At 73.4% G+C, this 26878-nt stretch carries 25 protein-coding genes and 2 pseudogenes; 14 read left to right on the top strand and 13 right to left on the bottom strand.

Annotation, left to right across the window (positions count from 1 at the left end; all coding sequences use genetic code 11):
* Positions 1-66: 66 nt before the first annotated feature.
* From ACZ64A_RS16585 to ACZ64A_RS16575, 3 genes are all read right to left on the bottom strand, one after another.
* Entirely contained in the window at positions 67-675 is a 609-nt protein-coding gene (locus ACZ64A_RS16585) for an Rv1733c family protein (RefSeq protein ID WP_469811003.1), read from the bottom strand.
* Positions 676-896: 221 nt separating this feature from the next.
* A complete protein-coding gene (locus ACZ64A_RS16580) occupies positions 897-1733 on the bottom strand; it encodes an MOSC domain-containing protein (RefSeq protein ID WP_469811002.1) in 837 nt (278 codons plus the stop codon).
* Positions 1734-1775: 42 nt separating this feature from the next.
* A complete protein-coding gene (locus tag ACZ64A_RS16575) occupies positions 1776-2228 on the bottom strand; it encodes a DUF6643 family protein (protein WP_469811001.1) in 453 nt (150 codons plus the stop codon).
* A gap of 306 nt (positions 2229-2534) precedes the next feature.
* Between ACZ64A_RS16575 and ACZ64A_RS16570 the strand changes: the two genes are divergently transcribed.
* Entirely contained in the window at positions 2535-3920 is a 1386-nt protein-coding gene (locus ACZ64A_RS16570; protein ID WP_469811374.1) for a TerD family protein, read from the top strand.
* Between the two features lie 55 nt (positions 3921-3975).
* Here the strand turns inward: ACZ64A_RS16570 and ACZ64A_RS16565 are convergent, their stop codons facing one another.
* On the bottom strand, positions 3976-5169 hold the full coding sequence (locus tag ACZ64A_RS16565) for a glycosyltransferase (RefSeq protein WP_469811000.1): 1194 nt from the start codon (positions 5167-5169) through the stop codon (positions 3976-3978).
* A 39-nt stretch (positions 5170-5208) separates the two neighbouring features.
* On the opposite strand from ACZ64A_RS16565, the gene ACZ64A_RS16560 reads away from it, so the two are divergent.
* Together ACZ64A_RS16560 and ACZ64A_RS16555 are read left to right on the top strand one after the other, a co-directional pair.
* A complete protein-coding gene (locus ACZ64A_RS16560; protein ID WP_469810999.1) occupies positions 5209-5994 on the top strand; it encodes a glutamate racemase in 786 nt (261 codons plus the stop codon).
* 105 nt (positions 5995-6099) lie between these two features.
* Positions 6100-6648 carry a hypothetical protein gene (locus ACZ64A_RS16555; RefSeq protein ID WP_469810998.1) on the top strand — a complete coding sequence of 183 codons (549 nt, stop codon included), beginning with the start codon at positions 6100-6102 and terminating at the stop codon, positions 6646-6648.
* A 230-nt stretch (positions 6649-6878) separates the two neighbouring features.
* Here ACZ64A_RS16555 and ACZ64A_RS16550 read toward each other — a convergent pair whose 3' ends face one another.
* Complete coding sequence (locus ACZ64A_RS16550) at positions 6879-7883, bottom strand: O-antigen ligase family protein (RefSeq protein WP_469810997.1); 1005 nt, start codon at positions 7881-7883, stop codon at positions 6879-6881.
* Positions 7884-8321: 438 nt separating this feature from the next.
* On the opposite strand from ACZ64A_RS16550, the gene lnt reads away from it, so the two are divergent.
* From lnt to ACZ64A_RS16530, 4 genes are all read left to right on the top strand, one after another.
* Entirely contained in the window at positions 8322-9971 is a 1650-nt protein-coding gene (gene lnt / locus ACZ64A_RS16545; RefSeq protein WP_469810996.1) for an apolipoprotein N-acyltransferase, read from the top strand.
* Between the two features lie 30 nt (positions 9972-10001).
* On the top strand, positions 10002-10481 hold the full coding sequence (locus ACZ64A_RS16540; protein WP_469810995.1) for an NUDIX hydrolase: 480 nt from the start codon (positions 10002-10004) through the stop codon (positions 10479-10481).
* Between the two features lie 55 nt (positions 10482-10536).
* A complete protein-coding gene (locus ACZ64A_RS16535; protein ID WP_469810994.1) occupies positions 10537-11337 on the top strand; it encodes a 3-hydroxybutyrate dehydrogenase in 801 nt (266 codons plus the stop codon).
* Between the two features lie 65 nt (positions 11338-11402).
* On the top strand, positions 11403-13550 hold the full coding sequence (locus ACZ64A_RS16530; RefSeq protein WP_469810993.1) for a helix-turn-helix domain-containing protein: 2148 nt from the start codon (positions 11403-11405) through the stop codon (positions 13548-13550).
* A 55-nt stretch (positions 13551-13605) separates the two neighbouring features.
* Here the strand turns inward: ACZ64A_RS16530 and ACZ64A_RS16525 are convergent, their stop codons facing one another.
* The 4 genes from ACZ64A_RS16525 to ACZ64A_RS16510 form a co-directional block, all read right to left on the bottom strand.
* Positions 13606-14208 carry an ATP-binding protein gene (locus ACZ64A_RS16525; RefSeq protein ID WP_469810992.1) on the bottom strand — a complete coding sequence of 201 codons (603 nt, stop codon included), beginning with the start codon at positions 14206-14208 and terminating at the stop codon, positions 13606-13608.
* Between the two features lie 268 nt (positions 14209-14476).
* The gene (locus ACZ64A_RS16520) at positions 14477-14881 is read right to left on the bottom strand and encodes a DUF779 domain-containing protein (protein ID WP_469810991.1); all 405 of its coding nucleotides are present in this window, start codon (positions 14879-14881) and stop codon (positions 14477-14479) included.
* Positions 14881-16398, bottom strand: a complete 1518-nt coding sequence (adh, locus tag ACZ64A_RS16515) for an aldehyde dehydrogenase (RefSeq protein WP_469810990.1) — start codon at positions 16396-16398, stop codon at positions 14881-14883. The genes ACZ64A_RS16520 and adh overlap by 1 nt, the downstream gene beginning before the upstream one ends.
* Positions 16399-16518: 120 nt before the next feature.
* Entirely contained in the window at positions 16519-17754 is a 1236-nt protein-coding gene (locus ACZ64A_RS16510) for an AfsR/SARP family transcriptional regulator (protein WP_469810989.1), read from the bottom strand.
* 426 nt (positions 17755-18180) lie between these two features.
* Here ACZ64A_RS16510 and acs point away from each other — a divergent pair.
* The 4 genes and pseudogenes from acs to ACZ64A_RS16490 all read left to right on the top strand — a co-directional run.
* Positions 18181-19896, top strand: a pseudogene (acs, locus tag ACZ64A_RS16505) (acetate--CoA ligase); the annotation flags it as partial.
* Between the two features lie 26 nt (positions 19897-19922).
* Entirely contained in the window at positions 19923-20597 is a 675-nt protein-coding gene (locus tag ACZ64A_RS16500) for an SDR family NAD(P)-dependent oxidoreductase (protein WP_469810988.1), read from the top strand.
* Positions 20598-20654: 57 nt separating this feature from the next.
* Positions 20655-21227, top strand: a complete 573-nt coding sequence (locus ACZ64A_RS16495) for an adenylate kinase (RefSeq protein WP_469810987.1) — start codon at positions 20655-20657, stop codon at positions 21225-21227.
* Between the two features lie 163 nt (positions 21228-21390).
* Positions 21391-22752, top strand: coding sequence for an MFS transporter (locus ACZ64A_RS16490; protein WP_469810986.1), 1362 nt, complete (start codon positions 21391-21393; stop codon positions 22750-22752).
* A gap of 57 nt (positions 22753-22809) precedes the next feature.
* Here ACZ64A_RS16490 and ACZ64A_RS16485 read toward each other — a convergent pair whose 3' ends face one another.
* A complete protein-coding gene (locus ACZ64A_RS16485) occupies positions 22810-23235 on the bottom strand; it encodes a plastocyanin/azurin family copper-binding protein (protein ID WP_469810985.1) in 426 nt (141 codons plus the stop codon).
* Positions 23236-23387: 152 nt separating this feature from the next.
* Here ACZ64A_RS16485 and ACZ64A_RS16480 point away from each other — a divergent pair, with 152 nt between their 5' ends.
* A complete protein-coding gene (locus ACZ64A_RS16480; RefSeq protein WP_469810984.1) occupies positions 23388-23969 on the top strand; it encodes a sugar O-acetyltransferase in 582 nt (193 codons plus the stop codon).
* 9 nt (positions 23970-23978) lie between these two features.
* Positions 23979-24545 (top strand): TetR/AcrR family transcriptional regulator, encoded by a 567-nt coding sequence (locus tag ACZ64A_RS16475; RefSeq protein WP_469810983.1) that lies wholly within the window; start codon positions 23979-23981, stop codon positions 24543-24545.
* A 49-nt stretch (positions 24546-24594) separates the two neighbouring features.
* Here ACZ64A_RS16475 and ACZ64A_RS16470 read toward each other — a convergent pair whose 3' ends face one another.
* Together ACZ64A_RS16470 and ACZ64A_RS16465 are read right to left on the bottom strand one after the other, a co-directional pair.
* Positions 24595-25284, bottom strand: coding sequence for a DUF6882 domain-containing protein (locus tag ACZ64A_RS16470; protein ID WP_469810982.1), 690 nt, complete (start codon positions 25282-25284; stop codon positions 24595-24597).
* Positions 25278-25688 carry a 5-carboxymethyl-2-hydroxymuconate Delta-isomerase gene (locus ACZ64A_RS16465; RefSeq protein WP_469810981.1) on the bottom strand — a complete coding sequence of 137 codons (411 nt, stop codon included), beginning with the start codon at positions 25686-25688 and terminating at the stop codon, positions 25278-25280. Before ACZ64A_RS16465 ends, ACZ64A_RS16470 begins: the two co-directional genes overlap by 7 nt.
* A 128-nt stretch (positions 25689-25816) precedes the next feature.
* Between ACZ64A_RS16465 and ACZ64A_RS16460 the strand changes: the two genes are divergently transcribed.
* Positions 25817-26362 (top strand): YciI family protein, encoded by a 546-nt coding sequence (locus ACZ64A_RS16460; protein ID WP_469810980.1) that lies wholly within the window; start codon positions 25817-25819, stop codon positions 26360-26362.
* 18 nt (positions 26363-26380) lie between these two features.
* Here the strand turns inward: ACZ64A_RS16460 and ACZ64A_RS16455 are convergent.
* Positions 26381-26773, bottom strand: a pseudogene (locus tag ACZ64A_RS16455) (respiratory nitrate reductase subunit gamma); the annotation flags it as partial.
* Positions 26774-26878: the final 105 nt, after the last annotated feature.

Below are 26878 nucleotides of genomic sequence, written 5' to 3'. Positions count from 1 at the left end.
CGAAGAGCTCGGCCGGTCCACCGTAGCGTGCGCGGGGCCGGTGAGTTGACCGGAGGCGGAACGCGGTCAACTGCCGGTGCCGGTCCGGCCCCAGTCCGGGCCCGCCCGCAGCCAGGCGCGGTCCCAGCGGGCGTAGCGGCGGCGGACCATGCGCCAGACGATCAGCCGTCTGGCCGCCTCGACGAGGCCGCCCACGGCCAGCGCCGTGCCGACGCCGGCGAGCACCGCGTGCGTGGCCGCGGTGGCGGAGTCCAGGGGACGGCCCGCGAGCTCGCCGCGCGGGTCGGTCCACAGCGTGAAGTGGTCGCCGTGGACCGGGGACTTCAGCGTCGTCATGACCGCGGCGTGGTGCGCGCTGCCGTCCGGGCCCCGCCAGTCGGCGAGGACCCGGCTGCGGGTGTCGCGTCCGGCGGCCAGGTCGGGACTGGCCTCCAGCGGGGAGCGCTCCACTGCGCGGTCCACGGTGGCCGCCACCTCGTAGCGCGTGTGCCGCTGGTCGCGGACCGACTGCTGCAGGGCGCCGTCGGCGGCCCTGCCGGCGAGGGTGCCGGCCACCGGCGCGACGACAAGGATCAGCAGCAGGGCCGTCAGGGCCACACAGCTCTCCGCCAGATCCGTCCCGCGGCGCAACGGATTGCGCCGCCAGCGCCACAGCCCCAGGATCGCTCGCACCATCGTCCCGCACCCCCTTCCCGCTCCGTGATAACTCCGTCCGGAGCCGTTCACCGGAGAACCCGGCGGAAGAGAGAGGGAAATCACCTCCCACCGGCGGTTCTCAGGAACCTCTCAGCCTTCCAACGAGCGGCTCCCGGCGAAGGGTTCCCCGCGGCGCGCCGGATCCAGGCGGACTCGACCGGGGCTGTGGGGCCGGGGCGGGGGAGGGCGGGCTGCGCGGGTCAGGAGGGGGAGCCGTCGAGGACCCGGACGGGGTCGCCCACCCGGATCGTGCCGGGGGAGACGGGCACCAGGTTCTGGCCGAAGACCAGCCGGTTTCCGAAGCGGCGGTGCCGGCCGAGGGTGCGCAGGGGCTCCTTGCCGCGCACGGCGGTGTCCTGGTCGGTGGTGGTGACGACGCACCGTCCGCTGGGCTTGGCCACCCGCAGCACGACGTCGCCGATGGCGATGCGGGACCAGCCGTCCTCGGCCCACGGCTCGGTGCCCGCCACGACCACGTTGGGCCGGAAGCGGTTCATGGGCAGCGGGCCCTCGTGGGCGTAAGCGCCCTGCGCCAGCAGGGAGTTGAGGGCTTCCAGCGAGGCCGTGGTGGTGAGCAGCAGCGGGTAGCCGTCGGCGAACGACACGGTCTCCCCGGGCAGCGCGTACTCGGGATCGACCTGGCGGCGCACCGCCGGGTCGTCCATGTGCACCAGCCGCACGTCGGCGCCGAGGTAGGCACTGCACCAGCTGTGGGCGGCGGCGTCGGCGGGCACCGCCTCCACCTTGTCGCCGAAGATGTCCGCCGTCACCGTGACCGGTCCGCCCGGAACCGCGACCGTCAGCGCGCCGCGGCCGGGAGCGGACAGCCGCAGGCCACCGCCGGGCAGAAGCTCGGCGGCGGCCAGGGCGAGGCGTGGCTGCTCGCGCTGGGTGACGACCTTTCCCCCGTCGTCGATCAGCACCCAGCGCCGGTCTCCGGCCAGCCCCCAGGGCTCCACGACGGCTTCCCGGAGCGACAGGCTCCGGAACGCCTTGACCGGATGGACGTGTATCGAGAGCAGCTCCGCGTTCCCCATGGGGACATCCTGCCAGCAGGCACCGACATCCCCGGGAGGTGGTCAGTAACCGCGGTACTGCTGGTTGTTGTACGGATCCTGGTACGGCGCCGGGGCGGGCCGGGGAGCCGCGGGGCGCATGGCCTCGTAGCCCATGTTCTGCGGCGCCGCCGGGCGGGGCTGCTGCGGCTGCTGGCCGGGGTAGCCGCGCGGCGCGGTGGCCTGCTGCGGGATGTAGGCCGTGGGCGCCTGCTGCAGCGGGGCCGGCTGCTGCATGTGCGGGTAGCCGTACGAGGGCTGGGAGCCGTAGGAGGGCTGGGACGGCGCCGCCGGGAGGGCGGGCAGGGCGGACGGCAGCGCGGGCAGCTGGCTGCCGGGCATGTCGTACGCGGCGGGGACCCGGATCGGGGCGATCTGCGGAGTGCCCCGCTCGGCCACGAGCGAGTCGTAGATCGGGGTGTCCGGGAAAGAGGCGGAGTAGTAGCCGCCACCATAAGTGGAGCGGGGGGAGGTCATGGCACATAAGTTAAGCCCACGATGTGCTGGTTGGGGAGACCGATAAGAGGGTTGTTTTGCGTGCCCTGAGTGACCATGGATCCTCAATCCGAGCGAACATGGGAAAAAGGGGCAGCGGGGATGGCGATATTCCTGTAAAGCGAGAGTTCCCAAGGGGTTACCGGCGGTTGACGGGCTGTGCGGGACGGCCGCGGATGCGACCCTGAGGGTGCTGTGACGGCGGCCGGACGACGACGGCCGGATGACGCACCGTGGTCGCCGGTGAGCGGCACGGAGCGGGGACACCTGATGGGGGCGGACATGTCCATGACCAAGGGATCGAACACGCCGGTGCCGACGACGGCGCTGCGCGTCGAACTGGGCTGGCGTCCCGGCCCCGGCGTACCCGACGTGGACGCCTCCGCGCTGCTTCTGGCCGGTGCGAAGGTGCGCTCCGACGGCGACTTCGTCTTCTACAACCAGCCCGCCCACCCCTCCGGCGCCGTCCACCACGAGGGCAAGCGGCAGACCGGCGAGCGGGTCACCGACACACTTTTGGTCGACCTCGCGCGCGTGGAGGGCCCCATCGAGCGGGTCGTCCTCGCCGCCTCGGCCGACGGCGGCGCCTTCGGTCAGGTCCCGGGCCTGTACATCGAGGTGCGCGATGCCGCCCGGGGCGGCGTGGTCGCCCGCTTCGACAGCACCGGCGCGAGCGTCGAGACGGCCTTCGTGCTCGGCGAGTTCTACCGCCGCCAGGGCGCCTGGAAGTTCCGCGCCGTCGGGCAGGGCTACAGCAGCGGACTCAAGGGACTCGCCACGGACTTCGGCATCACCGTCGACGAACCCCAGAACGCCCCCGCCCCGCAGGCCGCACGGCCCGCCCCGCCGCCGAACCCGTGGAACGCCCCGGCACCGCCCGCGCCCCCGGCACCCCCGGCGACCATGCCACCGCCGGGCGCCACGCCCACCTACGGCACCCCGCCACCCCCGTCCCCCTACGGCGCGCCTGCGCCTGCGCCCTCCTACGGCACCCCGCCGCCCCCTCCTCCTGCCACCGCCGCGCCCGCGCAGCCCGTCCGGCTGACCAAGGTGACGCTGACCAAGGCGGCGCCCGCAGTCTCGCTCGCCAAGCAGGGCGGCACCTCCGGGGCCCTGCGCGTCAACCTCAACTGGCAGGTGCGCAAGCAGTTCTCCGGATGGGGCAGCAAGCGCGGCCGGGCCGTCGCCCTGCACAACGACCTCGACCTCGACCTGTGCGCCCTGTACGAACTCGCCGACGGCAGCAAGGGAGTCGTCCAGGCCCTCGGCAACGCCTTCGGCACCCTGCACCGGCCGCCGTACATCCACCTCGACGGCGACGACCGCACCGGGGCCGTGGAGAGCGGCGAGAACCTCACCGTCAACCTCGACCACACCCGGGACTTCCGGCGCATCCTCGTCTTCGTCACGATCTACGAAGGCGCCCGCTCCTTCGCTGACCTGCACGCCACGGTCACGCTCCAGCCGCAGTACGGGGCACCGATCGAGTTCTCCCTCGACGAGTGCACCGTCCCCTCACCCGTGTGCGCGCTCGCCCTGATCACCAACACCGGCGGCGACCTCGTCGTCCAGCGCGAGGCCCGCTATCTGGTACCCGACCGCGGTGTCAGCCCCCAGCGGACCGTCGACCGCGTCTACGGCTGGGGAATGAACTGGACCCCCGGCCGCAAGTAGGGCGCCCGCCCGGGGTCAGCTCTCGTCGGGCGCGGCGGCGGACGTCGGCCGAGTGTCAGCCCTCGTCGGGCAACGCGTCCGGGCGCGCGTAGGTGCGGCCCTTCCAGGCCGCACCGCGCCCCCGGTAGTGCTGCACCGCCGAGTCGACCGTCATCAGCAGATAGAGGAACGCGGTGAGCGGCAGCAGTGGAGCGAGCCACAGCGGCTGCCGGTAGTACCGCACCATCGGCACGTACGTCCCCGTCATCACCAGCCATGCGGCCCCGCCGAGCAGCGCGAGCCATCCGTCGCCCGCGGCCAGGCCCGCGATCAGCGCCGCCGGCGGCACCAGGTAGACCAGGGCCAGCCCGGCGACCGTGCCGAGCAGCAGCAGCGGATTGTGCCGCAGCTGCGCGTAGGCGCTGCGCGAGACCATCCGCCACAGATCGTGCAGGCGCGGATAGGGCCGCACACTGTCCACGGACTCCGCCAGGCCGAGCCAGATGTGCCCGCCCGCCTTCTTCACCGCGCGCGCGAGGGCCACGTCGTCGATGACGGCGTGCCGGATGGCGTCCGGGATCCGGGCCCGTACGGCCGTCTCGGTGCGCAGCAGCACACAGCCGCCCGCCGCTGCCGCCGTACGCCCGCCCCGGCGGCCGATCCGGCGGAAGGGATACAGCTGCGCGAAGAAGTAGACGAACGCGGGCACCACCAGCCGCTCCCACAGGCTCTCCGCCCGCAGCCGCGCCATCTGCGACACGACGTCGAAGCCCCCGGTCTCCGCGGCCGAGACCAGGCCGCGCAGGCTGTCCGGGGCGTGCGCGATGTCCGCGTCCGTCAGCAGCAGATAGCGGGGCTCACGCGCGCGTGCCAGCGCGATGCCGTGCCGCACCGCCCACAGCTTGCCCGTCCACCCGGCGGGCGGCTCACCCGGCGAGCCGACGGTCAGCGGCAACCCGCCGCAGCGCTCGGCCAGCTCCCGTGCGAGCGCCCCGGTGCCGTCCGAGCTGCCGTCGTCCACCAGGAAGACCTCCGCGCGCCCCGGATAGTCCTGCGTGAGCAGCGACGGCAGACTGCGGGGCAGCACCTCCGCCTCGTCACGCGCCGGTACGACGACGCAGACCGACGGCCACGCGCGTGGCTCCCGGCGCGGCGGCAGACGCACGTCCGTGCGCCAGAACATGCCTTGCGCCAGCAGCAGCCACAGCCAGGCGGCGAGGGACACGGCGGCCATCCACACGAACGCGCTCACCTGCGCAGTGTGCCCCATCGGGACGGCCCGACGGAGGTCATCGTCTATCGTGGCCGGGTGAAGATCGCGCTCATGGACTCCGGAATCGGGCTGCTGGCGGCCACCGCCGAGGTGCGGCGCCTGCGCCCCGACGCCGATCTCGTGCTCTCCCTCGACCCGGACGGCATGCCCTGGGGCCCGCGCACCCCTCAGGATCTCACCGCGCGCGCCGTCGCCGTCGCCGAGGCCGCGGCCGCCCACCGGCCCGACGCCCTGATCGTCGGCTGCAACACGGCGACCGTGCACGCCCTGCCCGCGCTGCGGGCCCTGCTGGAGCCCGGGGTCCCGGTCATCGGCACCGTCCCCGCGATCAAACCCGCCGCGGCCGGCGGCGGCCACGTCGCGATCTGGGCGACCCCGGCCACCACCGGCAGCGACTACCAGCGCGGACTGATCCGCGACTTCGCCGACGGCGTCCCGGTCACCGAGGTGCCCTGCTGGGGCCTCGCCGAGGCCGTCGAGCACGCCGACGAGACGGCCATCGACGCCGCCGTCGCCGCGGCGGCGGCCCTCACCCCGGAGGACGTCACCACCGTCGTCCTGGGCTGCACCCACTACGAACTCGTCGCCGAACGCATCCGCGCCGCCGTCCAGCGGCCCGGTCGCCCGAAGCCGGCACTGCACGGCTCCGCCGGGGCGGTGGCCGCACAGGCGCTGCGCCGGATGGGAGAGCCGGCGGCGCCCGAGGCACCCGCCGTCGGCACGCTCACCGTGCTGCTCAGCGGCCGTGAGGGAACCCTGCCGCAGGCCGCGCTGGCCTACGCGGAGGGCAGGCTGCTGCCTGCGGTCAGCCCGGCGTCGTAAGGACGGCAGCCGAAGGAGAGCAGCCGACGACGGGCCGTACTCCGCCGGAGCGGTCACGGTGTGCGACCCGCTACCCGCACAGCGAAACATGAGTACCCTCAAGGCATGAGGGACGACCGCCTCCGCGACGCCGACGCCCCGCTGCCCGTGGTCTGGCACGGACGTGCCACCAACCGCGTCCAGTGGCTGCTGGCGCTGGTGGGCGTCGCCTGTGTCGCCCTCGGCATCCAGCTCGCCGTGGACTCGGCCTGGACGTCCGGGATCACCGCGCTGACCATGGCGGTCGTGGGCTGCATCGCCGCCGGGCTGCTCGTCGTCTTCGGCACCCTCGCCTTCGTGCACGTCGACCTCAAGCTCGACCGGGAATGCCTCGAGGTGCGCTGCGGCCACATCGGTCTGCCGCGCCGGCGCATCCCGCTGGACCACATCGCGGGCGCCGAGGTCGCCCGGCTCGTCACCCCGCGCCACTGGGGAGGCTGGGGCTACCGCTGGCGGCCCGAGAAGGGCACGGCCGTCGTCGTACGCCGCGGCGAGGGCGTGGTGCTGCGGCTGTGGGACGGGCACACGTTCACCATCACCGTGGACAACGCCGAGGCCGCGGTCCGCATGATCCGCGACCGGCTGCGCCCGACGTCCCCGGGCGCCCTGCGCTGACGCTCCGCTGAGGCGGGCGGGGGGCTCCGGGCGTCGCGCTCTGTTCACAGCGTGGCGCTCTTGTGCAAGAGGGGTCCGGGCGCGCGGGTCGGTGCGGCGGCCGCGCGGGGCTCCACGCGCGCGTGGGTCGAGGGGTGCGGCCGTGCGAGTCTCCCCGCGCGTGGGGCTGTCGCCGTACCGTGCTCCACACGCGCCGCCAGTGCCGTCGGCGCCGCCGGTCGTCCGGGTGCTCACCGGACCAGTCGGTCGCCGCGCGCCGGTACGGCGGGCGGGGTCCGCGGTGTCTCCTCCGTCAGGGGCCGTGCCGTCGCCACTCCCGCCACCAGGCCCGCGCCGACGGAGACCGCCGTGAAGCTGAGCGCGTTGCTCACCGAGGCGATCGCCGCGAGGGCGGTCAGGGTCGCGCCGGCGGTCAGGACGAGCGGGGTGGGCCGCCGCGAGCGCCACAGCGCGAACAGCACCCAGCCGAACACCGCCGCCAGCAGCGCCACCCCGACCACACCCTGCTCGGCCGCCTGCTGCAACGACGCCGAGTGCGGCTTCCCGTCCGGCGGCAGGGCCTGAGCCGCCGCCTGGCTGAGGTCCCCGAACCTCCCGGGTCCGGCTCCCAGCACCGCGTCGTCGCCCGCCAGACCGAGCGCGTCCCGCCACAGCAGCACCCGGTGCGGGGTGAGCGGGCCCTCCAGCGCCGCGGCCGGCCCGGTCGGCAGGACCCCCGCGGCGATCGTCCACACGACGGCGGTCACCCCGGCGGCGGCAGCGGCCAGACCGGCGACGCCCAGCCCGCGGTGCCGCATCCGGCCGGCGGCCAGCGAGGAGAGCAGTACGGCCGTACAGCCGATCACACCCATGACGGAACCGACCGCCGCCGCGGTCACCGCCGTCCCGGCCGCCAGCAGACGCAGCGCCAGCCGCACGGCCGGCGCGCCGGCCGCCCAGGCGGCACAGCACGCGGCGCCCGCGGACAGCGTCAGCACCGCCGACGTCGCGCCCGCGTGCCCGAGCGGCGCGCTGATCTGCGGGCTCGCCGCGAGGCCCGGCGTGGTCGCGACCAGGACGAGGCCGGCCACCGCCGCGGCACCGGGCGCGGCCACGGGCAACAGCGCACCGCCGATCCGCCCGGCGGCACACCCCGCGGCCACGGCCAGCACCGCGAGCAGCACACCCTCGGGACGCCCGTCATGGGCGGCCGCCGTGATCAGCGACCACCCGGAGCAGGCGCCGAGCAGCACCATCCCCGCCGCGTCAGAAACGTTTCGTCTGTCCTCGTCCGGTTCCGGACCGCCCCCGGACGACACTCTCGACGTGGACCCCACCCCGTCCCCCTGTACCGGTCGCCCCCGACCCGCGCCCGGCCGCGTCGCCGGGACCCGGGCACACCGTAACGGCTGATGGCCGGTTTGTGGATGAGTTGTGCGCAGGTACGCGGATGCGTAGATATGCAGACACTCGGATACGGACCCGGGACGGGCGGATGCCCGGGAACGACGCCGCCGGGGCGCCGGTACGAGCCCCGGGCTCGTCTGCGACCGGCGGATGCCCGGGACCGACGCCGCCGGGTGGCGGTACCAGGCCCGGGTCGCTCCGTGCGAGCCGCCGGGCGGACCCCCGCCGACCGTCCACCGTCCGGCCGGCGCTGTCAACGCCGAGGTCACCCGCCGTACACTCCCGGAGTGACCGTCACCGCAACATCCGTGGGCCAGGCGGACGAGCTGGAACCCGGCAGCACGTCCCCCGCTCGCGGCGCGCGCCTCAAACGCCTCGTCCCGGCCGTCGCGGCGGTGCTCTGCGGAGTGCTGCTGTACGTCAGCTTCCCGCCGCGCACCCTGTGGTGGCTGGCCCTGCCGGCCTTCGCGGGTCTCGGCTGGGTGCTGCGCGGCCGCGGCTGGAAGGCGGGGCTCGGCCTCGGGTACCTCTTCGGCCTCGGCTTCCTCCTCCCGCTGCTGGTGTGGACCGGCGTCGAGGTCGGCTCCCTGCCATGGCTGGCCCTGTGCGCGGTGGAGGCCCTGTTCATCGCCCTGGTCGGCGCGGGCATCGCCGCGGTCTCGCGGCTGCCGGCCTGGCCCGTGTGGGCGGCGGCGCTGTGGATCGCGGGCGAGGCGGCACGCGCGCGTGCGCCGTTCGGCGGTTTCCCCTGGGGCAAGATCGCCTTCGGGCAGGCGGACGGCGTCTTCCTGCCGCTGGCCGCGGTCGGCGGCACCCCGGTCCTCGGCTTCGCGGTCGTCCTGTGCGGCTTCGGCCTGTACGAGACCGTACGGCTCGCCCTGGAGGGGCGACGCACGCGCGTGTTGCGGCGCGGCGCCGCCTCGGCCGCCCTGCTGAGCATGGCCGTCCCCGTCGCCGGGGCGCTGACCGCACGCACCCTGGTCAGCGACCGGGCCGAGGACGGCACGGCGACCGTGGCCCTCATCCAGGGCAACGTCCCGCGCCTCGGGCTGGACTTCAACTCACAGCGCCGGGCCGTGCTCGACTACCACGCGCGGGAAACCGAGCGGCTCGCGGCCGAGATCAAGGCGGGCAAGCAGCCCAGGCCCGACTTCGTGCTGTGGCCGGAGAACTCCTCCGACCTCGACCCCTTCGCCTACGCCGACGCTGCCTTCGTCATCGACCAGGCCGCCAAGGACATCGGGGTGCCCATCTCCGTCGGCAGCGTCGTCGAGCGGGGCGGGAAGCTGTACAACGAGCAGATCCTGTGGGACCCCGCCAAGGGCCCCACGCAGACGTACGACAAGCGCCGCACCCAGCCCTTCGGCGAGTTCCTGCCCCTGCGGTCGCTGGTCGGTGCCATCAACAGCCACTGGACCGAGATGGCCCGGCAGGACTTCACCCCCGGCACCAAGCCCGGCGTCTTCACCCTGCGGGGCACCAAGGTCGGCCTCGCCACCTGCTACGAGGCCGCCTTCGACTGGGCGGTGCGCGACACCGTCACGCACGGCGCGCAGATGATCTCCGTGCCGAGCAACAACGCCACGTTCGACCGCAGCGAGATGACCTACCAGCAGCTCGCCATGTCCCGGGTGCGGGCCGTCGAGCACAGCCGCACCGTCACCGTCCCGGTGACCAGCGGCGTCAGCGCGATCATCATGCCGGACGGCAGGATCACCCGGCGGACCGGCATGTTCGTCGCGGACTCGCTGGTGCAGAAGGTGCCGTTGCGCTCCTCGACCACGCCGGCGACCGAGCTGGGGGTGCTGCCCGAGATCGCCCTGGTGCTCGTCGCGGCCGCCGGTCTGGGCTGGGCGATCGGCGCCGGTGTGCGCGGGCGGCGCGCCGGTGACGTGTCGCCGTACGCCCGCCGTACGGCCCCCGTATCCGGCCGATGAGGGGCGGGCCGGCCCGTTAGGGTCGGCCCCATGGCTACTCCCGACTTCATCCGCACGCTCCGGGCCTCGGCCGGAACCCAGCTGCTGTGGCTGCCCGGCGTCACCGCCGTCCCGTTCGACGACGACGGCAGAGTGCTGCTGGGCCGGCGGGCCGACACCGGCACGTGGTCGGTGATCGGCGGCATCCCGGACCCGGGGGAGCAGCCCGCGGCCTGCGCGGTGCGCGAGGTGTACGAGGAGACCGCCGTGCACTGCGTCGCCGAACGGGTGGTGCTCGTCCAGGCACTCGACCCCTTCACCTATCCCAACGGCGACACCTGTCAGTACATGGACATCACCTTCCGCTGCCGGGCCGTCGGCGGGGAGGCACGGGTCAACGACGACGAGTCGCTGGAGGTCGGCTGGTTCGCGGTGGACGCCCTGCCCGAGCTGCACGAGTTCGCGCGCTTCCGGATCAAGCAGGCCATGTCCGACGCACCCACATGGTTCGACCCCAGCAACACGCCGTGAAGTATGTGGGCTGACCACATGGGGTGGGGTGGGGGGTGCGACCTAGGGTCGAGCCATGACCGCGCCCAGCCCGCTCCCGGGTCCCCACGCCCCCTCGCTCGACCTCGGCGGTCGCACCGCCCTCGTCACCGGTGCCGCCGGCGGCATCGGCCGCGCCTGCGTGCTGCGGCTGGCCGCCGCCGGAGCGAAGGTCCGGGCGGTCGACCGGGACGCGGCCGGCCTGGCCGCGCTCGCCGAACCGGCCGCCGAGCTGCCCGGCGCCGTCGAGCCCCACGTCCTGGACCTCACCGACCTGGACGCCGCCGAGCACGCCGCCGCCGGCACGGACATCCTGGTCAACAACGCCGGCCTCCAGCTCGTCCGCCCCATCGAGGAGTTCCCGCCGGACGTCTTCCACACGGTCCTCACGGTGATGCTGGAGGCTCCGTTCCGGCTCATCCGGGGTGCGCTGCCGCACATGTACGGGCAGGGCTGGGGCCGGATCGTCAACCTCTCCTCCGTCCACGGGCTGCGCGCCTCCGCCTACAAGTCCGCCTACGTCGCCGCCAAGCACGGCCTCGAGGGGCTGTCCAAGACCGCCGCCCTGGAAGGCGCGGCCCACGGCGTCACCTCCAATTGCGTCAACCCCGGGTATGTGCGCACCCCTCTGGTCGAGCAGCAGCTCGCCGACCAGGCCGCGGCGCACGGGATTCCGGTGGAGAGGGTGCTGAGCGAGGTATTGCTGCAGGACAGCGCGGTCAAGCGGCTCATCGAGGTGGAGGAGGTGGCCGAGGCCGTGGCGTACCTGTGCGGACCGCACGCCTCCTTCGTCACCGGCACCTCGCTCGTCCTCGACGGCGGATGGACCGCGCACTGACCTGGGCGCCGTCGGGTTTTCCACAGGCCTGCCGCGACGGCCCGGCGATGAGGAATCCTGTGACCATGTCCCGCGATCACGTCCCGTCGGACCGGCACCCACGGACCGGCATCTCACCCCGCCGACCCGAAGGGCCGGCCGGCGACGGCCTCGGACTCCCTGCAGGCCAGGCCGGTGCCGCGCCTGCGCGAGCTGCGCACGCCCTGGGGCCGGACGGAAGCGAGAGCGTTGCCGGGTCCCGGCGCGCCGCGGGCCGGATCGCCGCCGGGCCCGCGCCGGCGGGCGAGCCGGCCGGCGCGGCGCCCCCGGCGCCCGGCGCCGAGACGCCCTTTCTCGCGCTCCTGGCCCGCGGCGCGGCCGCCGACGCCTACGAGCAACCGGTGCTGCGGGCGCGCGCCGAGAGATGGGCCCCGGAGCGGATCGCCGCGCTGGAGCACGCCAAACTGCTCGCATTGCGGGTCCGTGCCGAACTGGACGGCCGTCGCCGCCGGGAGGCGGAGCTGTCCGCGCTGTTCGAGACCGCTCACGACCTCGCGGGCCTCAGGGACCTGGACGCCGTCCTCCCGGCGATCGTGCAGCGCGCCCGTTCCCTGCTCGGCACCGACGTTGCCTACCTCAGCCTCCACGACCCCGAGCGCGGCGACACCTACATGCGGGTCACCGAGGGCTCGGTCGCGGCCCGCTTCCAGCAACTGCGCCTGGGCATGGGCGAGGGTCTCGGCGGCCTGGTCGCCCAGACCGCCCGCCCCTACGTCACCGACGACTACTTCAAGGACGAGCGCTTCCAGCACACCACGACCATCGACACCGGCGTGCGCGACGAGGGACTGGTCGCCATCCTCGGCGTGCCCCTGATGCTCGGGCCGCACGTCATCGGGGTGCTGTTCGCCGCCGACCGCCGGGCCCGCGTCTTCGAACGCGAGCAGATCGCCCTGCTCGGCTCCTTCGCCGCCCTCGCCGCGGCCGCCATCGACACCGCCAACCTGCTCACCGAGACCCGTTCGGCCCTCGCCGGCCTGGAGCGGGCCAACGAGATCATCAGGGACCGCAGCGCCGTCATCGAACGCGCCTCGGACGTCCACGACCGGCTCGCCGAGCTCGTCCTGCGCGGCGGGGGAGTGCACGACGTGGCCGCCGCCGTCTCCCAAGTGCTCTCCGGCACGGTCGAGTTCGCGGAAGCCGACGCCGCGCCCGCGCGGGCGCTGGAGGCCTCCCGCGCCGACGGTCACGCCGTACGGCACGGGGAGGACTGGATCGCCGCGGTCGCCGCGGGCGGGGAACTGCTCGGGGCGCTCGTCCTGCGCGGCCAGCGGCGCCTCGACCCGGTCGACCAGCGCACCCTGGAGCGCGCGGCCATGGTCACGTCCCTGCTGCTGCTCGCCAGACGCTCGGCAGCCGAGGCCGAACAGCGCGTGCGCGGCGAACTGCTGGACGACCTGCTGGACGCCCGCGACCGCGACCCGCGCCTGCTGCGCGAGCGTGCCGCACGGCTGCGGGCCGACCTCGACGCCACACACGTCGTGCTCGCCGCCCGCCTCGACGGCCCCGCGGCCGACGCCGACCGGGAGGCGGAGGCCCGGCGCCGGCTGTGGGCCGCCGCCTCCCACCTGGCCGCGACCCGGCAGGGACTGGCCGCCGCCCGCGACGGCGGCACGGTGCTGCTGCTCCCGCTGCCGCCCGGCGAGACGGCCACCGCGCTGGCCCGCTCCGCCGCCCGCCATCTGGGTACGGCCGTCCACGAAGCGGTCACCGTCGGCGCCTCCGCGCCCGTCGCCGACCTGGCCGCCCGCCCCGAGGCCGTGAGCGCCGCCTACGGTGAGGCCCGCCGCTGCCTGGACGCGCTGCGCCTGCTGGGCCGTACGGGAGACGGCGCGGCCGCGGAGGACTTCGGCTTCCTCGGCCTGCTGCTGGCCGGCGACCGGGACATCGCCGGGTTCGTCGAGCGCACGATAGGCCGCGTCGTCGACTACGACGCACGGCGCGGCACGGACCTGCTGCACACCTTGGAGGCGTACTTCGCCTGCGGTATGAGCCCGGCTCGCACCAAGGACGAACTGCACGTCCACGTCAACACGGTCGCGCAGCGCCTGGACCGCGTGGCCCGTCTCCTCGGCGACGACTGGCAGACCCCGTCCCGAGCCCTTGAGATCCAACTCGCGCTGCGCCTGCACCGGTTGTCCGCGGGTACGGACGCGGACGTCCCGCACGGCTGAGCGGGACCCATGGCGCCGCGTGACGGGTCACGCGCCCGCGGGAAGGGGCGCCCGCCTACGGCTCGTACAGCGGCATGAAGCGGACGTCCGCTTCCTCGCCGGGAGGCGGAGTGGCGGGCGTGGCCGCGACGGGGAGCGCCGCGTCCACCCGACGGCCCCGTGGACCCTGGCGGACCCGCAGCTGCGTGGCGAGGAACTCGACGATGGCAAGTCCTCGGCCGTGTTCCTCGCTGTCGACGGTGCGGGGCGCCGGAGGCGAGGCCGGGGCTCCGGAGTCCGTCACCGAGATCCACAGCACTCCGGCTTCCAGGGAGAGGCGGATGGTCATGTCGTGGCGGCCGTGTTCGGCGGCGTTCGCGGCGAGTTCACCGACGACCAGCTCGGCGGACTCACGGGTGGCGGACGAAAAGCTCCACTGGGTCAGGACGGCCACGACGCAGCGTCGGGCCACCGGAACCCACCGGATTTCCGCCGGCAGGGCCAGGACGGCCTCACGGCCTGCGGTCGTCGCGTCGGCGGAGGCGGAGGCGGAGGCGGGGGCGGTGGCGGGGGCCGGCGCGATGTGCTCGGGGCGGCTGAGCAGCGCCGCAGCGGGCCGCTGGTGCGTACGAGCGGTGGCCTGCGGCCTTGCCGTCTCGTCGAGGAACGTGAGGGACATGGTCGGCCCCGAATCTTGCGGGAAGGGGGACTGGGTGAGCCTGTCGGTGGGGGATCTGCCGACCCACCGGGCCACCTCGGACGTTACGTGGATGCCCGGCGTCCCACAGCTGGACCACCGGGTGGATCCACCCTGTCCGGACGAAGGGGTCGGCCCGGTCCGGGAGGAAAGCGGCGCGGGGCCGGACACCTGGGTGCCCGGCCCCGCTGTGGCCACCGCCTGCGTCGGCGCAGTGGTCGTCAGGTGCCGCCGTTGCGGGCGGCGACGGTCACTCGGCGGTGTCCGACCCGTTCGGCAGCGGGGGTTCGGCGGCGAGGCGTGCCCACTGCTCGTCGGTGAAGACCTGAGAGCGGATCAGGAAGCGCACCCCCTCGGGTGCTTCGAGGGAGAACCCGCTGCCCCGGCCCGGGACCACATCGACGGTGAGGTGGGTGTGCCGCCAGTAGGCGTATTGGTCGGCACTCATCCAGAACGGCGTGTCCCCGCCCACACGGCCGAGCAGGACGTCCGAGCCGCCGACCCGGAACTCACCGCGCGGGTAGCACATGGGCGCGCTGCCGTCGCAGCAGCCGCCGGACTGATGGAACATCACCGGGCCATGGCGTTCCGTCAGCGTCCGGAGGAGATCCTCGGCGGCCTCCGTCAGCTCCACCCTCGTCACCCGCTCGCTCATCAGAAGAAGCCCAGCTTCTTCGCCGAGTAGCTCACCAGCAGGTTCTTGGTCTGCTGGTAGTGGTCCAGCATCATCTTGTGGGTTTCCCGGCCGATGCCGGACTTCTTGTAGCCGCCGAAGGCCGCGTGCGCGGGGTAGGCGTGGTAGCAGTTCGTCCATACGCGGCCGGCCTTGATCTCCCGGCCCAGGCGGTAGGCCGTGTTGCCGTCGCGGGTCCACACACCGGCGCCGAGGCCGTAGAGGGTGTCGTTGGCGATCTTCAGGGCCTCGTCGACGGAGTCGTAGGTCGTCACCGACACGACCGGGCCGAAGATCTCCTCCTGGAAGATGCGCATGTCGTTGGTGCCGCGGAAGATGGTCGGCTCGATGTAGTAGCCGCCCTCCAGGCCGGCCACGGACCTCGGGTTGCCGCCGGTGAGGAGTTCGGCGCCTTCCTTCCTGCCGATGTCGATGTAGGAGAGGATCTTCTCGTACTGGTCGTTGCTGGCCTGCGCCCCGATCATGGTGGCCGGGTCCAGCGGGTCGCCGCTGACGATGGCCTTGGTGCGCTCCACGCAACGGGCCATGAACTCGTCGTAGATGGAGGAGTGGATCAGTGCGCGGGAGGGGCAGGTGCACACCTCGCCCTGGTTGAGGGCGAACATGACGAAGCCCTCGACGGCCTTGTCCAGGAAGTCGTCGTCGGCGGCCATCACGTCGGGCAGGAAGATGTTGGGGCTCTTGCCGCCCAGTTCCAGGGTGACCGGGATGATGTTCTCGCTGGCGTACTGCATGATGAGCCGGCCGGTCGTGGTCTCGCCGGTGAAGGCGACCTTGGCGATGCGCGGGCTGGAGGCGAGGGGCTTGCCGGCCTCCACACCGAAGCCGTTGACGACGTTGAGCACGCCGGGCGGGAGCAGGTCGGCGATCAGGTCGATGACGTACAGCAGGCTGGCGGGGGTCTGTTCGGCGGGCTTGATGACCACGCAGTTGCCGGCGGCCAGCGCGGGGGCGAGCTTCCAGGCGGCCATCAGGATGGGGAAGTTCCAGGGGATGATCTGACCGACCACACCGAGGGGTTCGTGGAAGTGGTAGGCGACCGTGTCGTCGTCGATCTCGGCGATGCTGCCCTCCTGGGCGCGCACCACCCCGGCGAAGTAGCGGAAGTGGTCGATCGCGAGGGGGATGTCGGCGGCCAGGGTCTCGCGCACCGGCTTGCCGTTCTCCCACGTCTCCGCGACGGCGATCTTCTCCAGGTTCGCCTCCATCCGGTCCGCGATGCGGTTGAGGATCCTCGCCCGCTCCGTCGTCGATGTGCGGGCCCACCTGGCTGCGGCCGTGTGCGCGGCGTCCAGGGCGAGTTCGACGTCGGCGGCGGTGGAGCGGGCCACCTCGCAGAAGGTCTTGCCGGTCACCGGTGATGTGTTCGCGAAGTACCGGCCCTCGACGGGCGCGACCCAGTCACCGCCGATGAAGTTGTCGTATCGGGAGGCGAAGTTGACGATGCTGCCGTCTGCTCCCGGCTGCGTGTACACCATGGCGGCTCTCCTCTGGGCATGGCGAGTACGGTGGTCCGACGGGCCCGTGCCGTCGTGCTGTACCGCACTGTGCGCCTGCCAGGTTGGCGGGAGGTTGGCGCCGCCCGCCGAGCCGGCCGGTCAGTTCCGGGCGGTGGCCAGGCGCCCGGCCGCGAGGGCGCGGCGGGGGTCACGCGGGCCGAGCAGGCGCAGCGCGTGCTCGTGCACCTCCGCGTCGTACGGGGCCCGCTCGCCGTAGCGCAGGGCGTGCTCCGGGCTGGTGCTCGCCAGCACCGCCTCACGGACCGACACCTCCAGGTGAGTGCGCCACTCCTCGATGCCCGGTGCCTCGGACCTGGGCAGCAGCGGGCCCCGGTACAGGCGCAGCGCGGTCTGCGTGTCGCCTTGCTCCAGCGCCCGCAGCACCTCGGCCGCGTCGCAGGTCACCGAGGCGGTGAGGGCGTAGCGGCGGGTGGTGACACCGCCGTCCAGGGCGCGGCGCAGATGGGAGATCTCCGCCTTGAAGGTCGACGCGGTGACGGCCCGGTCGCCGTAGAGGGCGTAGCGGAGCCGGTCGGGGGAGAAGCCGTCCGGTTCCAGGGCGAGCAGCGTGAGGATCTCGACCTGGCGAGGGCGCAGGGCGAGCGGGACGCCGTCGCGGAGCGCCTGTTCGCTGCCGAGACAGGTGAGGTTCACGGGGCTGCTGTTCCGTGGGGCCTGGCGGGGCAGTTCGGTGCGGAGCCGGGATTCGACGGTGGCGACGAGTGAGCGCACGGTGGCCATGGCCAGGGGGTTGGAGCGGTCCCAGGTCGTGGACATGTCCAGCACGCCCAGGATCTGTCCGTCCGGACCATGGACGGGCGCGCAGTAGCAGACCCAGCCGTGCAGCGCCGTCACCAGGTGCTCGGCGGAGAAGACGGAGGCGGGGCGGCCGGTGCGCAGCGCGAGGGACAGGGCGTTGGTGCCCATGGCCGGCTCGTCCCACCGGCCGCCGGGCGCGAAGTTGACGCGTTCGGCGCGGCGGCGCATCGTCGGCCCACCGCACGTCCACAGGATGGTGCCGGACTCGTCGGTGACGGCGGTGACGAATCCGGCGTCCTCGGCGATGCCGCGCAGCTCGTCGGCGAGGTCGTCGACCGGCCCGCGCAGCGGCGAACCGTTCCAGCGGTGGTGCACGCCGTCCCCGTCGTTGACCGGGGCGCTGTCCCGCGCCGGGTCCACGCTGCTCAGGGACCGCATCCAGGACTCGGTCACATCACGACGCAGCGCCTCGGAACCGATCGGATGCGATCCGGCGGCCTTCATCCGCGGTACCCAGCGGGACCACTCGCTCTCGAGCCTCACCCTGCGCTGCCGCAGGTCACTACGGTGTGACATGTGTTTTTCCCTGCCGTAGTAGGGGAACAACCGCCTATTGTCCATCCCGACCGCGCCGACGCACCTGCCCTGCCGGTCCGTCGACCCTGTCCGATCGGACAGGTGTCGCATCCCGGAGCGCGCGCCTAGCGTGGTCCCCAGCCAGACGCCAGTGTTATCAGCCATTCCGGCGGTAAAATCAAGGTTGCGTCTGCATTGCGGGCTTCACGCCCTTGGGAGGTCGCATGTCGCTCACGTCCGCAGCCATGGTGACGGGCGGGAACGACCCGAGTGCCGACTGGGGCCGGGACGAGTGCCGGTGCGAGCTTCTGGGGCCGCAGGAGACGCACACGGACGCCGTCCGGCAGACGGCACGGCTGGCCAAGTTCCACGTGCCCGAGATCGTGTTCGGGCCCGGCTCGCTCGCCGAGCTGGGGCACTGCGCGCTGCGTCGACCGGCATGTCGAGGCCGGGCACGGCGACCAGGTGGCCTTCCACTGGGAGGGCGAGCCGGGTGACACCCGTACCATCACCTACGCCGAGCTGCGGCGCGAGGTCTGCCGCGCCGCCAACGCGCTGCACTCGCTGGGCCTGCGGGCCGGGGACCGGGTCGCGATCCAGCTGCCGATGATCCCCGAGGCGGTGTTCGCGATCCTGGCCTGCGCGCGGCTCGGGCTGCCGCACAGCGTGGTCTTCGGCGGCTTCTCCCCGGCCGCGCTGCAGTCCCGCATCGAGGATGCCGGGGCCCGGCTGCTCATCACCTCGGACGGCCAGTACCGCCGGGGCAGGGCCGAGCCGATGAAGGCGAACACCGACGAGGCGACGGCGCACACGCCCGGCGTCGAGCACGTCCTGGTGGTGCGCCGCACCGGTACGCAGGTGCCGTGGACCGAGGGCCGCGATCTGTGGTGGCACGAGCTGGTGGACGCCCGGTCCGACCGGCACGTCGCCGAGGCGTTCGATGCCGAGCACCCGCTGTTCATCCTCTACACCTCGGGCACGACGGGCCGGCCCAAGGGCATCCTGCACACCTGTGGCGGCTATCTCACCCAGGCCGCCTACACCCACCGCACGGTCTTCGGGCTCGACCCGGACAGCGACGTCTACTGGTGCACCGCGGACGTCGGCTGGATCACCGGACACACGTACATCGTGTACGGGCCGCTCGCCAACCGCACGACGTCCGTCCTGTACGAGGGCACGCCCAACACCCCGCACGAGGGACGGCACTTCGAGATCATCGAGAAGTACCGGGTCTCCGTCTACTACACGGCCCCCACACTCGTGCGGACCTTCATGAAGTGGGGCGAGGACATCCCCGCCCGCTACGACCTGTCGTCGATCGGTGTGCTCGGCAGCGTCGGTGAGCCGATCAACCCCGAGGCATGGCTGTGGTACCGCAAGCACATCGGCGGGGACCGGGCTCCGGTGGTGGACACCTGGTGGCAGACGGAGACGGGCGCGGTGATGATCGCGCCGCTGCCCGGCAGCCCTGCCTTCAAGCCCGGTTCGGCACAGACCCCGCTGCCGGGGATCTCCGCCAAGGTGGTCGACGACCAGGGCAAGGAGGTCGGCCGGGGCGAGAGCGGCTGTCTGGTGCTGGACCAGCCGTGGCCGTCCATGCTGCGCGGCGTGTGGGGCGACGACGAGCGCTACCGGGAGACGTACTGGTCCCGGTTCGCGGCGCAGGGCTACTACTTCGCCGGGGACGGCGCCCGCTACGACGAGGACGGCGACATCTGGCTGCTCGGCCGCGTCGACGACGTGATGAACGTGTCGGGGCACCGGATCTCCACCTCCGAGGTGGAATCCGCGCTCGTGTCCCATCCCGCGGTGGCCGAGGCGGCCGTGGTCGGCGCCTCGGACCCGACGACCGGACAGGCGATCGTCGCCTTCGTCATCCTGCGCGCGGCCGCCGGGGGCGAGGTGGCCGAAGGAGCCCTGCGCGAGCACGTGGCGCGGGAGATCGGCCCCATCGCCAAGCCCCGCCAGATCATGGTCGTTCCCGAGCTGCCCAAGACGCGCTCCGGCAAGATCATGCGCCGGCTGCTGCGGGACGTCGCGGAGAACCGGGAGGTCGGCGATGTCACCACGCTCGCGGACGCCTCGGTGATGGACCGCATCAACGCCGACCTGACCGGCACCTCCCCGCACGCCGACTGACCCGCGGACCACCAGGAGGCACCGCCATGGCACACGCACGCACGCTGACCGGCCGGGTCGTCCTCGTCACCGGGGAGGGCGGCCTCGCCGCCGCCATGGCCACCAGCCTCCTGGCCCACGGCGCCGCGGTGGCGCTCGCCGCCCCCGACGCCGAGGAGACCCGCCTCGCGGCTCCGCCGGGCTCCCGGCTGCTCGCGCTGCCCTCGGCCCCGGACGGCACGGCCGGGCCCGCCCGGGCCGTCGACACGGTCCTCGAGCGTCTCGGACGCCTGGACCACCTGGTGAACCTGGTGGCGGCCGGTCCCGGCCCGGACCCGCTGATGGAACTGGACCCGTCGGCGCTGCACGGCGTTCTGCAGCGCGGCCTGGTGACCCCGCTGGCCTGCACCCAGCGTGCCTACTGGCGCTGGATGGCCACCCACGGCGGATCGGTGGTCAACGTGGCGGCGCAGACGGCGGGCAGCGGCCCCCTGAGCATCGCCCTGAGCGCTCTCACCGAGCTCACCGAATGGCTGGCCGCGGAAGTCGCACCCCTGGTGCGCGTCCACACGCTGATGCCGAGTCCGTCGCTGCGGACGGCGGCCTACCGCGTGGGCGTGGCCCGGGTGCTGTGCGATCTGCTGACCCACGGCACCGACCCCGCGGACGGGCCGGTGCTCGTCCTGAGCGAGGAACCGGCCTGCCCTTCCACGGCCGCCTGACCAGCCTGCTCTCACTCGATCGACCTGCACGACGGAAAACGAAAGGTGTCGTCCCTGATGCGCATCGTCCTCATCGGCCCTCCTGGAGCGGGCAAGGGCACCCAGGCGGCCGCTCTCAGCGAGCGGCTCGGCGTCCCGCACATCTCCACCGGCGACCTGTTCCGGGACCATGTGGCACGCCGCACCTCCCTCGGGCGGGACGCCCAGCGCTACCTCGACACCGGCGAGCTCGTCCCCGACACCGTCACCGGCGGCATGGTCCGGGAACGGCTCGCGCAACCGGATGCCCGGCAGGGCTTCCTGCTCGACGGATTCCCCCGTACGGTGCCGCAGGCGCGCGAACTCGCCGCCGTACTGGGCGGCACCGGGGCCGCCCTGGACGCGGTGCTGGAGTTCACGGCCCAGGAAGACATCGTGACCGCACGGTTGCTGAGCCGCGGCCGGCCGGACGACACCGAGGAGGTCATCCGGCACCGGCAGCGCGTGTACGAGAGCCGGACCGCGCCTCTGCTCGCCCATTACGCGGGAATCCTGGTCACGGTCCCCGCCGTCGGGCCGGTCGAGGAGATCACGGCGCGCGCTCTGGCGGGCCTGGCGGAGGCGGGGTCCGCGGGAACACCCGTCGGCTGACGGCCGGGACGGGCCGACAGCGCCCCTTGACGAGTCGGCATGGTGTGGGCACGCATAGACCACCCCTGAACTATGGTGCCCCACCACATGTCCCCTTGACCTGCGTGTTCCTACGGTGTGCCAGCACGTACCCGTCCCCACCGCACACGAGGAAGTGGCGCACATGGCCTCCGGAACGACCGCATCCCCGCCCCCGGCGAACCTCAAGCGCATCGTCGCCGCCAGCCTCATCGGGACCACCATCGAGTGGTACGACTTCTTCCTCTACGCGTCCGCCGCGGCACTGGTGTTCAACAAGCTGTTCTTCCCCGGCTCCGATCCGCTGGTCGGCACCCTGCTGTCCTTCCTGACCTACGCCGTCGGCTTCGCGGCGCGGCCGCTGGGCGCGCTGGTGTTCGGGCACTACGGCGACCGGCTCGGCCGCAAGAAGCTGCTCGTGCTGAGCCTGCTGATGATGGGCGGAGCCACGTTCGCCATCGGGCTGCTGCCCACCCACGCGACGATCGGCACCGCGGCGCCCGTGCTGCTGACCGTGCTGCGCCTGGTCCAGGGCTTCGCGCTCGGCGGCGAGTGGGGCGGCGCCGTCCTGCTCGTGTCGGAGCACGGGGACGCCCGGCGGCGCGGCTTCTGGGCCTCCTGGCCGCAGACCGGGGCGCCCGCCGGGCAGTTGCTCGCGACCGGCGTGCTGTCCCTGCTGACCGCCACCCTGTCGGACGACGCCTTCGGCAGCTGGGGCTGGCGGATCCCGTTCCTGCTGTCGGGGCTGCTGGTGCTCGTCGGCCTGTGGGTCCGGCTCTCCGTCGACGAGTCGCCGGTCTTCAAGGCCGCACTCGCCGCGGCAGAGCAGCGCAGGACGGCGACCGGCGCCGTCGAGAAGATGCCGCTGCTGGCGGTGTTGCGCGACCACTGGCGGGACATCCTGGTCGCCATGGGCGCGCGGATGGCGGAGAACATCAGCTACTACGTCATCACCGCCTTCATCCTCGTCTACGCCACCACCTCCGCGGGCCTGAGCAAGCAGACCGCGCTCAACGCGGTGCTGATCGGCTCGGCCGTGCACTTCGCGGTGATCCCCGCCTGGGGCGCCCTGTCGGACCGCATCGGCCGGCGGCCCGTCTACCTCATCGGCGCGGTCGGCGTCGGGCTGTGGATGTTCCCGTTCTTCGCGCTCATCGACAGCAAGAGCTTCGGCAGTCTGCTGCTCGCCGTGACCGTCGGACTGATCCTGCACGGCGCCATGTACGCCCCTCAGGCCGCCTTCTTCTCCGAGATGTTCGCGACCCGGATGCGCTACTCCGGCGCGTCGATCGGCGCCCAGTTCTCCTCCGTGGCCGCCGGCGCCCCGGCGCCCCTGATCGCCACCGCGCTGCTCTCCGACTACGACAGCTCCACCCCGATCGCGCTGTACGTCATCGCCGCGGCCCTGCTCACGGTCGTCGCGATCCTCTGCGCCAAGGAGACCCGCAGCCGCGACCTCGCCGACGTGGTCCCCGAGACACCGGCCCCGGTGCGCGCGGACGCCTGAGCGGCCGCGGCCTTCACCGAGTGCCCCCTTCGCCGCGGCGGAGGGGGCCGTGCCGTGTCAGCCGACCTGGATGTGCTTGTCCATGCCGAGTGCCTTGTGCCCGGGGATGGGGCAGTACAGGTCGTACGAGCCCTTCTTGAGGGTCACCGTCAGCGGGGCCGTCTGACCGCCCTGGATGTTCTTGGTCCGGGCGTCCTGCACGCCGGGGCCGTCGACCGACAGGGCGTGCGTGATGTGGCCGGCGTTGTCGGCGACGAAGGTGTAGGTGCCGGGCGTGAAGGACGTCCGGGACAGCTTCAGCCCGTACTCGGTCTCGGTGACGGTCACCCGTGTCCCCGAGCCGGTGGTCTGCGCGGCGGAACTGCCCGAGCTCTTCGCGTGGCCGCCGCCCCCGCTGGAGCAGGCCGCCAGGACCAGCGCCGCCGTGAAGGCCGCCGCCGCGGTACCGGCCGCCCGGCGGGTCGTGTGTGCCGAGATCGCCATGTGGCTCATCCCCTTCGTGTCGACCTCTATGTCTGATACGTGGGGGAATGCCGGGCTGTTCAGGAGGTTGCTCGGAGGAATGTGGGGCTGTTCGGGCGACTGGCCGGGCCCAGAGCGTACATTCGTACACTCCCGAGCGTACGATCGTACGCATGACGGTGGACCACTTCGCGGGCGACCCGCGGACGAACCTGGAACGCATGCTCGCGGGCGACCTCTACATCGCCGACGACCCCGAGATCGCCCTGCGGCAGCGGCAGGCCGTGCGTCTCGCCGCCCGCTACCAGGCGGCCTACGCCGAGGACGCCGACGCCGCCCGGCCGCTCCTCGAGCAGCTGCTCGGCTCCCTCGGTGCCGACGCGCACGTACGGCCACCGCTGTACGTCGACTACGGCAGCAACATCACGATCGGCGCGCGCACCTTCGTCAACTACAACCTCACCGCCCTGGACGTCGCTGCCGTCACCATCGGCGAGGACTGCCAGATCGGCCCGGGTGTCCAACTGCTCACCCCCACCCACCCCTTGGAGCCGCAGCCGCGACGCGACAAGCTGGAGGCGGCCCGGCCGATCACCATCGGCGACAACGTGTGGCTCGGCGGCGGCGTCATCGTCCTGCCCGGCGTGACCATCGGGGACAACTCCGTCATCGGCGCCGGAGCCGTCGTCACCAAGGACGTCCCCGCGGACACCGTCGCCGTCGGCAACCCCGCCCGTGCCGTCCGGAGTCTGTGAGCGCACGGCATGGCCACCGGACACACCGACCCGCAGCGCCGCGCACGCATCCTCGACGCGACCCTCGAGGTCATCGCCGACGAGGGCATCGCCCGGGTCTCGCACCGCAGGATCGCCGCGCGGGCCGGCGTCCCGCTCGGGTCGATGACCTACCACTTCCAGGGCATCGACCAGCTGCTGCGCGAGGCCTTCGGCCGCTTCACCGACCGCATGGCCGAGCTGTTCGACGCCCACCTGGGCGGCGCGGCCGGCCCCGACGACGCCCGACAGGCCGTCGCCGACCTCGTGCACGCCCTGTCCGAGGGCAGCCGGCGTGACCTCGTGCTCGCTCAGGAGCTGTACACGCTCGCCGCGCGCGACCCGGCCTACCGGTCCCTCACGCAGGCCTGGATGCGGCGCAGCCGCGACCACCTGGAGAAGCACTTCGACCCGGACACCGCCCGCCAGCTCGACGCCCTGATCGAAGGGCTGACCCTGCACCGGGCCCTGGCCGTCGAACCCCACGGGCGCGCCCTGACCGTCGAGGCGGTCGCCCGCATCACGGCACCCTCCCCGGGCGGCCGCGCCCTGCCCTGACGTCTGCTCAGGGCCGGGCGGCGGCGGGGGCTTGCGGGACGGCGGGGGCTTACGGGGAGACCTTCACCTCCACGCCCCCGATGCGGCCCACGGCGTCGAAGCGGACCTCGACGGCGCTGCCGCCCACCGGGCCGGCGACGATCCGGTCGGCCTCGGCGCGCTGGGGGACGCCGTGGTGGTCGAAGTACCCGCTCACGACGTGCCGGGCCGAACGCCCGATCAGGCCCGCGCCGGTGAGCAGGGTCCGCGGCAGCGTCACCGGGTCCACGCCGGCGCGCGGCACCCGCGGGTCGTCGGCGAGGAAGTAGACCCGCGTCGCCGGACCGGCCGCGACGCCGATGTACCCGGGAGCCCCGGCCACCCCCATCCCGGTGAAGGCGAGCGTCTCCGCGGCGCGCCACGGGTCCGGGAAGCCCGACAACCCCAGGACACCTGCGGTCAGTTCGGGGATGGCGTGGGCGCGTCCGTAACGCTCCACCGCGCCGGTGAGCGCGACCGCCTCGGTGCCCTCCAGCCCCGGGTTCGCCCATCCCCACATCCAGGACTGCTCGTCCGTGTCGTAGGTGCCGAGCACGGCCACGCGCAGCTCGACGTCCCCCTGCCGGTAGCGGCAGGCCTCGAGGTCGGCGGTCCACGGGGCGTCGGGCAGGAACGCGGTCAGGGCCTCGAGCTGGGCCGCGCCCCAGGCGGCGTGCCGTTCGGCCTCCAGGAGGAACGCGTCGCTGAATTCACTCACCATGCCCCGAGCGTAGGGGCCGGGTGTCCGGCGTCCCGATGCAGGTCCCCGCTCTCGCGGGCGGAGGGGGAGAGGCAATAGGAGTCGGCCAGGTCCCGCACCTCGACGGAGCAGACCACGTGCTCGCCGGGGGGAAGGTGACGGCCGAGGATCGCCAGGACGGTCTCGGCGAGCCGTGCCTTGAGCGCCTCGGAGCGGCCGGGCAGCAGGCCCACCTCCGCGTGCGCGAAGAGCGACTCTTCCGGCGGGCGGTCGCCGACGTACGCCTGCGCCGGGCGCAGGAACGTCTTGCAGACCCCGGTCGAGCCGGAGTCCGCGATCACGGTCGTGTGCAGCTCCTTCACGAGGGTCTCCCGGTCGAAGGCGCCGTCCAGCTGCGAGGAGTAGTCGATGGTGATGTGCGGCACTGCGAGCCCCTTCGCGCGACTGCTGGTTACTTCAGGCAACTATTTTCGCGCATCCGGCCGACAGGCGCCGCGGGGCCCCCGCGACAAACCCGGTTTCCGTGCGGGGCGGCCTCGTGAACACTGCCGCCATGGAATTCTTCGTCCACCACCGCGACCGGCCCGGCTCCCTCCCTCTGCGCCACGAACTCCTCGAGGCGCACTGGTCCTACATGGACGGGTACGCGAAGGAGCTGATCGCCCGCGGCCCCACCTTCGACGGCGATGTGCCCAGCGGGAGCGTGCACATCGTCGACCTGCCCGACGCGGCCGCCGCCCGCGCCTTCGCCTTCGACGAGCCGAACCAGCGGGCCGGCGTCTACCGGGACGTGCTGCTGCGCCGGTGGCGCAACACGCTGGGGCGCACCATGTGGGAATTCCCGGGCGGCCCGGTCGGCGAGGACGGCCATCTGGTACTCGGCCTCGGCTCCGGCCGGGCGGCCGACGACGACGTCCCGCCGCCCGACCGGGACCGGCTCGTCGCCTACGGCCCGCTGCTCTCCGACGACGGCGCCATCTGGCTGGGGACGGCGGCCCTGGTCCGCGCACCGTCCGCCGACGCGGCCCGCGCGGTCCTCGACGCCGACCGGTACTCCTGCGTGGAGGTCCACCCCTGGGAGCCGGGCGGCCGCAGGTAGGTCACGACCCGAGGGCGCGCCGTGCCGACGCCGCCCGGCGTGCCCCCCCCGGGAGCGGTGGACGACGTACGGCCGGGCCAGGTGGCCGAACGGCGCGGTGAAGGCGTGGACGAGGCGGCTGAAGGGCCACAGCGCGAACAGCGCCATGCCGAGCAGGGCGTGCAGCCGGTGGACGAGCGGTGCGTGCGCCTTCACCGGCACGTCCGGGTCGAGGGTGAGCAGGGAGCGGAACCACACGGACACACCGAGCCGGTAGTCGTACGGGTGGGAGCGCACGCTCGTCGCCGTCGCCGCCGGCCCCGCCGGCAGCACGCACACCAGGACCGGGTGGACGGCCCGGTCGCTGCGGCTGGTCGCGGCCCGCACCGCGGCCACCCGCAGCCGCCGCACGAGCAGGACCGTCAGGCCCGCCGGCGTGCCCCGCGTGCGGCAGACCGAGTCGTCCGTTCCTCGCCGAGGGCCTCTCGCCGGCCTTGCCCGACGGGTGCCTGACGCCTGCCGGACCCGCCCTCGCAC

It is taken from the genome of Streptomyces sp. NPDC104814, assembly GCF_055583185.1.
This window is presented reverse-complemented; position numbering and strand designations above follow the sequence as displayed.